Genomic DNA, 12,933 nt, shown 5'->3' with positions numbered 1-12,933 from the left:
TCCGAACGAAGCCGCGGCTTCTACGCCTCGATCTGCACGTCGCCGAGCGGCCGCGAGCAACAGGCAAGGATGTAGCCTTCCTCGATCTCGTCATCGAGAATGCCGCCATTGTGATTCATCTCGACATCGCCGGCGACCTTCATCACCCGGCATGTACCGCAGATGCCGCCCTCGCAGGCCGCACCAATCCTGACACCATTGGCGCGCGCGGTCTGCAGAATCGTCTGGCCCGGCACGCCCGTCACGTCCTTGCCGCTCATGGTAAAGCTTACCCGCACCGCCTCGGCCGGAGCGCCCGCAGCGGGTCCGGCGCGCACGGCAAGTTCCTCGGCCGCCGGCGCGGCTGCCGGCTGGAAGCTCTCCTCGTGATAGCGCGCCATATCGAAGCCGGCGCCCTTCAGCATCTCCCTGACGCCGCGCATGAAGGGTTCAGGCCCGCAACAGAAGACCGTCCTCTCCAGGAAGTCCGACGCGAGCAGAGGCAACTTGGTCGCATCGATGCGACCGCGCAGCCCGTGCCAGCCGTGGCGCGCCTCGTGGCCCTCGACGAGGAAGCCGAGATTGAGCCGCGGCATCTGGCGGGCGAGAACCTCAAGCTCGGAGCGGAACAGGAGATCCTCCGGCCGGCGGGCGCAGGAAATGAAGGTGACGTCCGTGTCGGGCGCGCAGTCCGCCATCCACCGCGTCATCGACATCATCGGCGTCACCCCGGAACCGGCCGAGATAAATAGATACTTCTCACCCGGATGGCGAACGAAGCTGAAATCGCCGAGCGGCCCGAGCGCCTTCAGCCTCATGCCTGGCTTCAGATTGTCGAACATCCAGCGGGTGCCGATACTGTCCGGCTGCGCCTTGACGGTGACGGCGACAGAGAGCGGACGTGATGGCGAAGACGACAGCGTGTAGGTGCGCATCGCCGGCTCTTCGCCGACCGGCAGTTCGAGCGTGACGAACTGCCCCGGCAGATAGCGAAACCAGGAAGGCTTGTCCGAGCGGAAGGTGAAGGTCATCACATCCGCGGTCTCGACGACGGCCGAAATGCACTCAAGCAGGTGCTGCCGATCGATCCACGGGTGCAGTTCATCGAAGTGGCGGAAGGACAGGGGCATTTCCATGGTCATGCCACCCGCGAGAGAGGAGCGGCGTCGCCCTGCAGACGGTTCTGCATGAAATTGCAGTACCATTCGACGAACTGCATCACGCCGCCCTCGTGCTCGGCCGAATAGGGGCCTGGCTCATAGGCCGGCGAGCGGATGCCGAAGGCATTTTCTTCGACGATCTGGCGGTCCTGGTCGTTGGTCTCCGTCCAGACATGGGTCAAGTCCTCGATCGTGTAGTCGACGCCCTCGACCGCGTCCTTGCTGACCAGCCATTTGGTGGTCACCTGCGTCAATTCCGGGCCAAGCGGCAGCACGCGGAAGGTGATCGCGTGATCGCCGAGCACATGGTTCCACGTCGTCGGGTAGTGGAAGAGCAGCAGCGTGCCGATCCCGCGCGTGTTGACGCCCGCCGAAAGCTGTTTGCGGACGGCTGCCTGTCCGGACATGGTGTAGCTCTCTGCCCCGTTGATCAGCGGCATCCTCGTCATCCGGAACTGGCCGGTCGGCGCAATCCTGAAGGTGCTCGGAAGGCCCGCCGCCTCGCACTTTTCCCAATGGGCGCCGATCTCCGGGTCGTTCATCGCTCCCTGGACGCCTGTCACCGTCGGGGCTTCGGGGTAGGTGCGGCAAAGCTCCGGATGATTGGCGGCGCAATGATAGCACTCGCGGTTGTTCTCCCAGACAAGCTTCCAGTTGCCTTTCTCGACGATGGTGCTCTCATAGGCGACCTTGGTTTCGCCGAGACGATGCGGTGCGAGATAGCCTGCGACCATGTCGCGGAACGGCTGGAAATCCATCGGCTTGTCGGCGAGGCTGATGAAGATGTAACCGCCTACGGTTTCGCAATGAACCGGCTTCAGGCTGTGCTCAGCCGGGTGGAAACCTTCGGGCATTTGCCGGGCGAAGAGCAGCTTGCCGTCGAGTTCGTACGTCCACTGGTGATAGGGACAGACAAGCTTGGCTGAAGAGCCCTTGTGTTGCGTGCAGACGCGCGAGCCGCGGTGGCGGCAGGAATTGTGGAGCGCTCGGATCGTTCCCTGCCGGTCGCGGACGATGACGATCGGATAGTCGCCGACCTGAACGGTGAAGTAGTTACCGGCTCTCGGAACTTCACAGTCGTGGCCGATGAAGAGCCAGTCCTTGTACCAGATGTGCTCGAGGTCTTGCCGGTAATAATCCGGGTCGGTGTAGAACGCCCGGTCGAGGCTATAGCCCTCACGGCGGGTTTTCAGCCGGCGCAGCATATCGTTCTGAACGTCCATGTCCTATCCTCGTTCATCAGTTCGGAGAGGCAGGACAGGAACCGGCACCGATAAAGATACCGGCGCATCAACGGCTCCGATCCGGCTGCCCGCCGCAACCAGTTACGGTCGATTTTTCATCCCCAAGGCTGGTTTCCGGGCTCTGGAGCGGCCCCTGGAGGGACCCGCCCGGCGCCTTCCCGGACGCACCGTCCAGTGGCTTTTTGCCGTGGCTTTCGCTCCACCACCGTTGCGGGGGCAGCGCCGGGATCTGACCGGCTTCCCAATTCTCCGCCCTCCCTGGAGCGGCACCTTGAGTGTTCATATCTAAGCGCGCGCAGCGGTTCCGCATCTGCCGATTGACGACATCCTGTTCCGGAAAGGCGACACGACATTCTCGTGTTCAACTGCGAATCATCCATAAACATTGTCCATTATAAACAATGCGATAGCAGAAAATTTAAGCAACTGGCGATTTTTTCGGCAGCGTCATCTCCGGCACGAAGCGGACTGGCCATTTTGCGACATTCGTCCCGCGCGAACGCCATCGACGAATGCGTTGAAAAATCATCTGTTAACCCTGAAAGGTTAGCATTCCGCAATGGATCAATTCGCGGACAGGATGGCGCCCACGCCGATGGCAAAACTCAGATATTATGACGCCGCCCCGAGAGCCTCGCTGCCAGCGCCCAAGACAACACCACATGCGGAGTTCCTCCGAACCGGGCGGATCGACCGCCGACGGCACTGGGCAGCCGAGCAGCGGCGCTACCTGACGCATGAGGAAGTCGCCGAGCGCACGAGGCGGAAACTGGCGGCGGCCGGGGATACCACCCACGAGCGGATCAACGCCTTCCATGCATCGATCCAGTTTCCGAAGATGATCTTCCACCGCACGCTGCCAAACAGTCCGCATCTCGGCTACTGCCACGTGACCGCCGCAAAAACGCACCTTCCCCAGTCGCGCGACCTGACCTGGGCTTTCTATTTTGCGAACTTCTTTTCCGATCTCGGTAACGAGACGCATTTCTTCGATCGGATACAGACAGGCTATTCGCGGATGTATTTCGCCGTGGCCATCGAGCCTGGCGGCGAGGAAGGCCGGATGGTCATCAACCGCGATGTCCGCGGCAACGGCCTGATCTTCCGGACGCAGGACCCGAAGATCGCGCTCAAGAACGTCTTGACGCTGGGCGCGCGGGACGATGCGCTGCGCCAGATCATTCGCAGTCTCTGACGCGCAGCCGGTCCTTGTCTTCATGCATGTCGTTGCCCCAAAACCGCTGCGCACTTTTGGGCGACATGCGCTCCCTTGTTTCCATGCATGTCGTCATCCCAAAACCGCTGCGCACTTTTTGGGCGACATGCGCTCCCTTGTTTCCATGCATGTCGTCATCCCAAAACCGCTGCGCACTTTTGGACGACATGCGCTCTCTTGTTTCCATGCATGTCGTCATCCCAAAACCGCTGCGCACTTTTGGGCGACATGCATTGACGAAGAAAATCGTTCTGTTTTCTCCGCACCTCCTTTAAGGAAGCGACGGAAAGGGCAAACGGAACTGCCATGGCCGAAATCATCGATACACGCACAGAACCGGACCGGGCGATAGAGAGAGCCTGCGCCATTCTTTCCGAGGGCGGGCCTGTCGCGATCCCGACGGAGACGGTCTATGGCCTTGCGGCGGATGCCAGCAACCCCGACGCGATCAGCCGGATCTACGAGATGAAAGGCCGGCCGCGTTTCAACCCGCTGATCTGCCATGTCTCGGATATGGCGATGGCCGAAGCTCACGTGACGTTCGACCCGATTTCGCGCCGACTTGCGGAGGCGTTCTGGCCAGGTCCCCTGACGCTTATCCTGCCGCAACGGCCGGACAGTACCGTCCATGCACTCGCTTCGGCCGGCCTCGATACGCTCGGCATCCGCATGCCAGATGGCTTTTCGCGGCAGGTGATCGCTCGCTTCGGACGCCCGCTTGCGGCGCCGAGTGCCAACACTTCCGGCAAGATTAGCCCGACCAGCGCAGCCCATGTCGACGCCGACTTAGGCTCCAAGCTGAAACTCATCCTCGATGCTGGCCCGGCTGAAATCGGCCTCGAGTCGACGATCATCAAGGTTGAAGACGGGGCACTGCGGCTGCTGAGGCCCGGTGGTCTGGACGCCGCGGAGATAGAAAAACTGACGGGGCGCGAGGTCCTGCGGCCCGAAAGCGCCGGCTCGACGATCGAGGCGCCGGGCATGCTTGCTTCGCATTACGCGCCGAGCGCAGCGGTAAGGCTGAATGCCGAGGACGTTCGTGCCGGCGAGGCATTGATCCGCTTCGGCGGCAGGCCACTTCCCGGCGAGGGCGAAGCGACGATCGTGCTGGACCTGAGCCCCGGCGGCAATCTTCGCGAGGCGGCCGCCAACCTTTTCGATTACATGAAGCAAGCGGATGCGAGCGGCGCTCGAACGATAGCCTTCGGCCCAGTTCCGGAGGAAGACCTCGGGGAGGCGATCATCGATCGCCTCCAGCGGGCAGCAGCCCCTCGATCATGATGATTTTGGGTCCAATCGACCCAAAATCATAAACGTGATCGATTCCAATACGAGCGGGATGCGGGCGGAAACCCGTCACACTTTTCCTCATCCCGCTCTAGAGGTTGAACAATTCGCTGAAAAAAAATGAGAACACGATCATGACGAGCACACTTCTTTCTCCCGAATTGATCGCCTCTTTCATCGACATCGTCGGCAGCGCCAATGCGCTGAGCAGCCCGGCGGAAACCGCACCTTACCTCGTCGAATCGCGCGGGCTCTATCACGGCACAACCCCACTCGTCCTCAGGCCCGGTTCCGTCGAGGACGTCTCGCGCATCATGCGCCTCGCCAGCCAGACCCGCACGGCCATCGTCCCGCAGGGAGGCAATACCGGACATGTAGCCGGCCAGATCCCGCGCGAAGGGAAGGCCGACATGGTCCTCTCGCTCGAGCGGCTGAACCGCATCCGCGACGTCGATCCGGTCGGCAATGTCATCGTAGCCGATGCGGGCTGCATCCTGGCGGACATCCAGAAAGCGGCTGACGACCACGCGCGCCTTTTCCCGCTGTCGCTCGGTTCCGAAGGCTCGGCCCGCATCGGCGGCAATCTCTCGACCAATGCCGGCGGCACCGCCGTGCTTGCCTATGGCAACATGCGCCAGCTTTGCCTGGGGCTGGAAGTCGTGCTCCCGACCGGCGAGATCTGGGACGGGTTGCGGCGGCTGAAGAAGGACAATACCGGCTACGATCTTCGCGACCTCTTCATCGGCGCCGAAGGAACGCTTGGCGTCATCACCGGCGCCGTGCTGAAGCTGTTCCCAAAGCCGCTTGGCCATCAAGTCGCTTTCGCTGGTCTCAGCAGCGTTGAGGATGCACTTCGTCTTTTCGACCGGGCATCGAGCCTCTGCGGCCCGGCGCTGACGGGCTTTGAGCTGATGCCGAGGATAGGCATAGAGTTCACCACGAGACACATTCCGGGCGTGCGCGACCCGATGCCGACGGTCCACCCCTGGTACGCGTTGATCGATATCTCGACTTCGGATTCCGCCGAAAGCGCGGAGCGTTTGGTGCAGGGCGTGCTCGAAGCGGGCGCCAACGATGGTCTCGTCGAAAACGCCGTCATCGCGACAAGCGAGGCACAGCGCAAGGCGCTGTGGCATATGCGCGAGAGCATGTCGCCGGCACAGAAGCCGGAGGGCGGCTCCATCAAGCACGATGTTTCGGTGCCGGTATCGAGCATCCCCGCCTTCATTGCGGAGGCCGATGCCGCCGTCATGAAAGCCATACCCGGGGTGCGCATATGCTCCTTCGGCCACATGGGCGACGGCAACATCCACTACAACATTTCCCAGCCGGTCGGCGCCGACAAGCAGGCGTTCCTGGACCGTTGGCGCGAGATAAACGCCATCGTCCACGGCATCGTGCTGAGATATCGCGGATCGATCTCCGCCGAGCACGGCATCGGCCAGCTGAAACGCGACGAGCTTGCGGAAATCCGCCCGGCGATCGAGATCGAGCTGATGCAACGGATCAAGCATGCCTTCGACCCGGCAGGCATCATGAATCCCGACAAAGTGCTGCGCTCGAGCTCAACGTGACCGATGCCAAAAGCTGGAGCGGGAAGCCGCTACACCTTTCTTCGAATTGCTCTAACCGCCCATCCTCAGTTGCGTCAGTTGCATCAGCGTGTCGGCACTGATGCCGAAACCGCCGCTGCCCGACAGGACGATGGCGGCGGGCGACACATCGGTGTTGTTTTCGACATCATAGAGAGCGGTGAAACGCTGCAGAAGTTTCTCGAGCTTCTCCGGATCATGAAGGTCGGCGATATCCAGCACGCGCTTGATATATTCGGCCTGAACATCGATGTCGCTGCTTGCCATCTCCTGCGGGATGCTGAAAGCGGTTCTGACGACCTGCATCAAGGCGCTGTCGGCAAGAAGGTCGTAAGCCGTGTTGACGTCGGAAGCCATGCGCTTGAAATAGAGCGCCAGGCGGACACCGGCATTGTCCGCGCCGGCATTCTCTTCCAGAGTCTGGTTAAGATAGAGATCCATCGTGGCAATGATGCCGCGCCGGGTCTGGATTTCGCCTGCGGCTCCGCGAGCAAGCTTTCCGTCGATGTCGAAATTGAATGAGGCGACGATCTCGCGGTAGCGCGTGTCGCTCTCCGTGTTGATAAAGCTCTCCGCATCGTCGAGATCGGAGGCAAACATCTCTCTGAGATAGCTCGTCTCGACGGTTTCAGGATCGATGCCGGCGGCGACAAGGACGAAATCGACCAGACGCCGGTTACCTAGAAAATCGTCAAGCGTTTCGATCTTCTCGATCTCGGCACTGTAGTACTTCGCCTCTTCCGTCGCCTTGGCCTTGTCCTCATCGGTTCCGAAACGGCTCTTTTCGATAACGTATGCCTTGGACGTGTTGAGGATCTCGGCCTCCGACTGTGCCAGCTTCGGTGCGCCGAGCGTGCCATCGGGCTCAAAATTGAATGCCTTGGCGAGCTTCACGTAGCGCTCGTCCCTGAGAGAGTTGGCGTAGCTGTCGGGGTCGCTGAGATCGCTGGTCAGAACCTTTCTCAGTTTACGCAAGCTGTCGCCCTCCTCCTCAAGGCCGAAGGCGCGCAGCGCTAGCGTCATCATGCTGGAATCGTTGAGCAGGTTATCGACGCTTGTCAGCGTGTTAACCAGCATCTTGAAGCGTGAAATCAGCGCCTCGTCGGCAGCATCGTCCTTATCGTTGTAATGGACCATGTAACCGTCAGATGTCGTCGCGATCTGCGCCGCCGTTTGCGCGGGATCGCTGTTGGCGAGGGTGCCGTCCGTCTGGAAATTGAAGGCGGCGGCCATCGCCTTGTAGGCGGCATTGTACGCGCCGCCCATCGTGTTGGCGTAGCTGTTGGGGTCGTCGAGATCGCTGGTGAGGATGTTCTCGACCGTCGTCGTCAGAGTGCTCGGCGGCAATCCAAAAGCGGTCACCACGTAGTTCAGCAAGCGGGTATTGGATTTCAATTCGGCGACCGTCGTGATGCTGCCGATCGTCGCCTCGTAATAGCTCTTGTTGAGCAGAGCCTCCGCGGAGGTCACGCGGTCGCTGGCGTTCAGGATGTAGTTCTCGTTGATGGCGCTCTTTTGCGCCGCACTCTGCGCCAGCGTGCTCGTCGGCAGGCTCCCGTCGGTCTGGAAATTGAACGCCTTCGCGAAATCCAGCGCCGTGCTGCTGCCGAGCTTGTTAACGTAGCTGTTCGGATCGTTGACGTCGCTGGTCAGAATCTGTCTCAAATGAGAATAGGACGTGTATTTGGGATCGAAGCCGAGGGCCTTCATCGCATAGGTCCGGAGGCGCTCGTTGCCCAGGAACTGGTCGACATCTGTCACGGTATCGATCACCGCGTTGTAATAGCTCGTCTCTGCATTGAGCACATTCGACTCGTTGGCAATCGTCTCGCTGTAGAGGCCGATCAGCGCATCGGTCTGGGCGTCGGTCTGCGCGACCGCGGTCGAGGAACCGAAACTGAATGCTTCGGCGAAGTTGCGATATCGCTCGTCCGTCAGGCGGTTGGCAAAGCTGTTGTCGTCCTTCAAATCGCTCTCGAGGACCTTGCGCATGAAAGCGACAGCATAAGTCATGTCCTCGAGACCGTGGGCCTTCATCGCATAGGAATAAAGACGGTAATCGTCGAGAAATTCGTCGACCGAAGTCACCTTGCCGATATTCGCTCTGTAATATTCGGCTTCGCGCGCAACCAGCTGCTGGATCGACACGCGATTGAGACTGGCCCTCATGTCGCGGGTGATGAGATTGTAGTCGATATAGGTCGAAACCATGCCCGTCGCCTTGTCGATTGCCGGCGGGACGCATCCCACCAAAACAGAATTCTGACGCCACATCATCTCACAGGAGACTTGTGTGTGGCTTTTCCGGAGTTCGTTCGCGGTTGGAAGAATCGCGGCAATTACGTTGACGAAGAAGAAACCTTGACGGGTCGGCTTTTGCTAACCATCGGGCCACGCAAAGTTTTTTTAACCGCAATTTTTAAGCCGTCCGGAAGAGCGGCTGCCTATTCTCCCGCCCATAGAGGACGAAAAGTCCCGACGAGAAGACCGGGAACCGGCTCTCAAGGAAAACAAGGGCGATTTGAAATGCGCAACACACTTTCTCAACCGGCTTGGGTTGAAAATAAACTGAGGCTCGATCCGAAGCGTTTTCCGCAGCAGGCGACCTACGCCTTGCGCGGCCATGACGGCAATGTCACCATCAGCCTCGACGAGCGTGGCGCTGTTTTGCGCAAGGTGCTACCATCGAGCGGCCTGCCGCTTTCGATCGCCTTGCCCGCACGCGCGTTCCGGGGTGTTGCAGCGCGGGCCATCGACCATGGCGACGGGGAGGTTACAGTGACACTAGAACTCCATCACGACGATCCGGATCTTTGCATCCCGCTGCTCGTCGCCCACGACCTTTCCGACATTGCCGCCGACTGGCGGGCCTGGGCGGAGGCTTATCGCATCCCGATGCTGATGGTCGAAGCCGACGGTGTCGCCCGTCCGCTGGAGGAACACCTCGGCGATGTCCGCACCGCGCCGGTGAAGCCACGCCGCCGCCACTCCTTTTTTGCCGAACGCCGGCCGCGCTTTCTCGTGCGCCGCTCGACCGGAGAACTCGGCGTTCACATGAAAATCAACGGGCGCGAGATCATCGCCCGGTCCTGACCTCGATCGATCTCCAGGGCGAAGACCGGCCGACCCTGCGGCCGGTCTTCGTCATTTAACTGCATGTTTCCTTAAATCGTAGTCGATTTAAGGATAAAAACATGCAGCAATTCAAAGTGCTACAGCGTCCTTTGCGCGTCTGATAAGACGCGCGGCGCTGCAAGCGGTCCCATACAGGTCTCGTCCGAAGGACGATTCGTGGTGGAGATTTATCCGCACGCCGCGGGAAATGTTACCGTAGAAACAGTGGTTTCGCCTTCTTCATGCCATATGCGCTCCATAGCGAGAGGCACGAATGAAGGAGATACCGCATGCGCAAGCACCTGCTCGCCGTCCTCATCGCAATTCGGGCCGTTTTCCGCGCACGCGCTGTCGTCAAGTCGCGCACGGCGGAGAGCGACCCGAGCTGGGCGTAAAGAGGCATCACGACCGAACGGCCGATCCTGACCAAGATGCTCGGTCGAACCGAAGCCCACACATCCTCCGGACCCAACCGGAGGATTTTTCATATCAGCCGTACGAGCAGCGTCAGGACCAGTCCGGCGAAAACAATGAGGCCGACGACGCTGTTGAACTTGAATAATGCAAGACATTGCAGCGGGTCATGGATATTCAGCACCAGGATCTGGTAGCCAAGCATGACGGCTGCCACCAGAAGACCTGCGTAAGCGAAGAAGCCCGCTCCCGCCGCGACGAAGGCCAGCAACATCAGCAGGACGGCTAATCCGTAGAGCCCGATCAGCCACGGCCGAGGATTGTCACCGAACCGGCGGGCGGTCGAACGGACGCCGATCAATTCGTCGTCCTCCCTGTCCTGGTAGGCGTAGATGGTGTCGTAGCCGATGGTCCAGGCGATCGCGGCGCCGTAGAGCACAACGGCGGCGAGCGACAGTTCGCCGAACTCCGCCGACCAACCCATTATCGCGCCCCAGGAGAAAGCAAGGCCGAGGAAGAATTGCGGCCAGTCCGTGAAGCGCTTGGCAAAGGGATAGATCGCCACCAGCGCAAGCGAGACGACACCTAGGAAAACAGTGAAGCCATTGAACTGCAGCAGGACGAGAAGGCCCACCAGGGCCTGCAGCACCATGAACGCCTTCGCCTGGAAGCGCGTGACGCGCCCGGAAGGCAGGGGACGCGAGCGCGTGCGCGCCACTTCCATATCGATATCGTGGTCGACGATGTCGTTGTAGGTGCAGCCGGCGCCGCGCATCGCGATCGCGCCGACCGTGAACAGAACAACGTGGAACAGGAAACGGCCTGGCGAGAAGCTGCCGAGGCTTGCCGCCGTCGCGGCAGCCAAGGCGGCCGACCAGAGGCAGGGCCACAACAGAAGCTGCCACCCGATCGGCCTGTCCCAGCGCGCAAGCTGCGCATAGGGCCAGGATGCGCGCGGCAAGACGCGATAGACCCAGTTGTTGGACGGTGCGTCATGGACGCGCCCGGAATCCAGAGAGGAAGTGTTCATGACTCTTGTTTGGCTCCCCGAGGACGGGTGGTCAAGCGGCGGCGCTCCGTTTCACAGCCGCTGACAGTCAGGGAAGAGTAAAGTCGAAGCGATAAGTCGCGGAAACCCCGACCAGAAGCTGGTTGCGGCTGCCATGTTCGCGCACCAGGCTCGAATCCGCGGCTGGCCCCATCAATCGCCGGTATTCGGCATAGGCACTGGTCTCCAGCTTCTCAGTCGCCTGCCAGGTGATCGCGGTACCGAGGCCGGCGGAGTGGATGCCGCCGCCGGGGTCATAGGTGCTTAGGCCGGATGCGGCCGACTCCCTATTGTTCACACCGTAATAGGCGTCGAAATAATCGCTTGTCGCAGCGGTCAGGCGAGGACCGCCGGAAACCCGTACCGTGCTGCTGACATCGACGAAGGCATCCGCCGCCACGTCTGCGACGACACCATGATGGCTGCGGATACCTTGGCGAACCTCGGCGCGCAGACGCATCCAGTCGGTCGGATAGACCTCGGCGAAGCCACCGATTTCGCCGCCGAACTTGACGGGATCGAGGCCCTCCAGATCGCTAGATCTATCCTCGTCACGTTCGAAGATCAGTTTGCCCACGACGCCTGCCCGGATCCCGCCCTGATCGAGAAACCCGTACGACATGTTGTCGTTGCGCGAGGAGAAGCGCACGCTGCTGCCGGCCTTGCCGAGCGAGACCAAGGGAGCCGCCTGAAACATCCGGTCCGAAGCGCCTTCATATTTCGGACCGATGAAGCCCGCCGCACCGACCTTCAGATACCAGTCACCCGACCACATATAGCGGCCGTCTCCCGCCGAAACCGTGCCGGCCAGCAAGAAAAAAGCACCAGAAAGAAAAGCGATACGGATACGCAATGAACAACTCCGGGTGAATCATTCGCCAAGCGGGTGGATCGTACCGGGGCACGAGCGCGGGGGAAAGGTCGGATGTGACACACTGCCGCTTTATCGGCGGTGTGTTCCTACGATTCCGTTAACTAGGTCAATTCAGCTTTCGTTTCCCATGGCATCTTGTCAACCCGATTGGCCCGCAGATAGAGGCTTGGCGGCGCCCCAAGCATTCGGCGAAACATGGTCGTGAACGCCGCGACATTCTCATAGCCGGCATCCAGCGCCACGACGATGATCGGCTCGCCGTCAGCGATGCGCGGCAGCGAGCCGAAGATGCAAGCCTGCTGTCGCCAGGTGACGAAGCTGATGCCGGTCTCTTGTCGAAAAAGGCGCGTGAAGGAGCGGCGGCTGATGCCCATCCGATCGGCCCACTGATCTATGGTGGCAGTCGCTGACGGTGCCTTCAGGAACTGCCGGCACAGCGAGGCAAGCCGCTGGTTCTGCGGGAAAGGCAAGCCCAACGGCCGCTCTGCAAGACGCGGGATCTCCGCCAGCAAGAGATCCATGATCAATTGCTCCCTTCGCTCCGATGATTCTTCGCTTTCAGCACCGACGAGCGCGTCAATGAGACTGGCGGCGAGCGCGGTGATCTCCAGCACCAGCGGCCGGTCCGCGGGGCTGGCGTCCGCGGAAATGTAGATCGAATGCATCCGGACATCGCTCACCATCTCGGCCGAGTGTTCCGTGCCGGCGGGAATAAGCAAGGCGTGCCCAGGAGGAATCATCCAGCGCCCGCCCGGCGTATGCACGAGGACGACGCCGTGACGCGCCCACCACAACTGCGTTCGGCTGTGGCTGTGCAGAGGAACCTTCAGCCCGGAACCATAGTCCTTGCCGATCGCTAGAACGGGGGCGTTCGCTTTCTCGATCCGCTCCAAGCTTCTGAAATGGTCTGCATCCGGCATTTGCGACAGGTGATTTCTTCTCGATTCCGGCATTTGGCCCACTCGCGAAAGAATTGGACCAAATCACAAAAGCAGGCCAGCGACA

Annotated in this window: 11 protein-coding genes and 1 riboswitch; of the genes, 4 read left to right on the top strand and 7 right to left on the bottom strand. The window is 60.9% G+C overall.

Going from position 1 to position 12,933, the window contains the following annotated elements:
• Positions 1 to 20: 20 nt before the first annotated feature.
• Complete coding sequence (locus tag QN219_RS01650) at positions 21 to 1,121, bottom strand: hybrid-cluster NAD(P)-dependent oxidoreductase (protein ID WP_283997450.1); 1,101 nt, start codon at positions 1,119 to 1,121, stop codon at positions 21 to 23.
• Positions 1,118 to 2,362: an aromatic ring-hydroxylating dioxygenase subunit alpha gene (locus tag QN219_RS01645; RefSeq protein WP_283997449.1), complete on the bottom strand. Its 1,245-nt coding sequence runs from the start codon at positions 2,360 to 2,362 to the stop codon at positions 1,118 to 1,120. The genes QN219_RS01650 and QN219_RS01645 overlap by 4 nt, the downstream gene beginning before the upstream one ends.
• A gap of 108 nt (positions 2,363 to 2,470) precedes the next feature.
• Positions 2,471 to 2,672: riboswitch (cobalamin riboswitch) on the bottom strand.
• 306 nt (positions 2,673 to 2,978) lie between these two features.
• Here QN219_RS01645 and QN219_RS01640 point away from each other — a divergent pair.
• Entirely contained in the window at positions 2,979 to 3,578 is a 600-nt protein-coding gene (locus QN219_RS01640; protein WP_283997448.1) for a DUF6656 family protein, read from the top strand.
• Here QN219_RS01640 and QN219_RS01635 read toward each other — a convergent pair.
• Positions 3,562 to 3,786 (bottom strand): hypothetical protein, encoded by a 225-nt coding sequence (locus tag QN219_RS01635; protein WP_283997447.1) that lies wholly within the window; start codon positions 3,784 to 3,786, stop codon positions 3,562 to 3,564. The two genes, QN219_RS01640 and QN219_RS01635, sit on opposite strands and share 17 nt — an antisense overlap.
• Before the next feature lie 119 nt (positions 3,787 to 3,905).
• On the opposite strand from QN219_RS01635, the gene QN219_RS01630 reads away from it, so the two are divergent.
• Together QN219_RS01630 and QN219_RS01625 are read left to right on the top strand one after the other, a co-directional pair.
• The gene (locus tag QN219_RS01630) at positions 3,906 to 4,880 is read left to right on the top strand and encodes an L-threonylcarbamoyladenylate synthase (protein ID WP_283997446.1); all 975 of its coding nucleotides are present in this window, start codon (positions 3,906 to 3,908) and stop codon (positions 4,878 to 4,880) included.
• A 140-nt stretch (positions 4,881 to 5,020) separates the two neighbouring features.
• Positions 5,021 to 6,460, top strand: a complete 1,440-nt coding sequence (locus QN219_RS01625; protein ID WP_283997445.1) for an FAD-binding oxidoreductase — start codon at positions 5,021 to 5,023, stop codon at positions 6,458 to 6,460.
• A 51-nt stretch (positions 6,461 to 6,511) separates the two neighbouring features.
• On the opposite strand, the gene QN219_RS01620 is transcribed toward QN219_RS01625, so the two are convergent.
• Positions 6,512 to 8,689, bottom strand: a complete 2,178-nt coding sequence (locus tag QN219_RS01620) for a DUF1217 domain-containing protein (protein WP_283997444.1) — start codon at positions 8,687 to 8,689, stop codon at positions 6,512 to 6,514.
• A 315-nt stretch (positions 8,690 to 9,004) separates the two neighbouring features.
• Between QN219_RS01620 and QN219_RS01615 the strand changes: the two genes are divergently transcribed.
• Positions 9,005 to 9,571: a DUF6101 family protein gene (locus QN219_RS01615; protein ID WP_269277509.1), complete on the top strand. Its 567-nt coding sequence runs from the start codon at positions 9,005 to 9,007 to the stop codon at positions 9,569 to 9,571.
• A 505-nt stretch (positions 9,572 to 10,076) separates the two neighbouring features.
• Here QN219_RS01615 and ubiA read toward each other — a convergent pair.
• From ubiA to QN219_RS01600, 3 genes are all read right to left on the bottom strand, one after another.
• Positions 10,077 to 11,036, bottom strand: coding sequence for a 4-hydroxybenzoate octaprenyltransferase (gene ubiA / locus QN219_RS01610; protein WP_283997443.1), 960 nt, complete (start codon positions 11,034 to 11,036; stop codon positions 10,077 to 10,079).
• Between the two features lie 67 nt (positions 11,037 to 11,103).
• Complete coding sequence (locus QN219_RS01605; RefSeq protein ID WP_283997442.1) at positions 11,104 to 11,907, bottom strand: MipA/OmpV family protein; 804 nt, start codon at positions 11,905 to 11,907, stop codon at positions 11,104 to 11,106.
• A gap of 122 nt (positions 11,908 to 12,029) precedes the next feature.
• On the bottom strand, positions 12,030 to 12,881 hold the full coding sequence (locus tag QN219_RS01600; RefSeq protein ID WP_283997441.1) for a helix-turn-helix transcriptional regulator: 852 nt from the start codon (positions 12,879 to 12,881) through the stop codon (positions 12,030 to 12,032).
• Between the last annotated feature and the right edge of the window lie 52 nt (positions 12,882 to 12,933).

The sequence above is a fragment of the Sinorhizobium sp. 8-89 genome (assembly GCF_030124325.1).
Lineage (GTDB): Bacteria > Pseudomonadota > Alphaproteobacteria > Rhizobiales > Rhizobiaceae > Sinorhizobium.
This window is presented reverse-complemented; position numbering and strand designations above follow the sequence as displayed.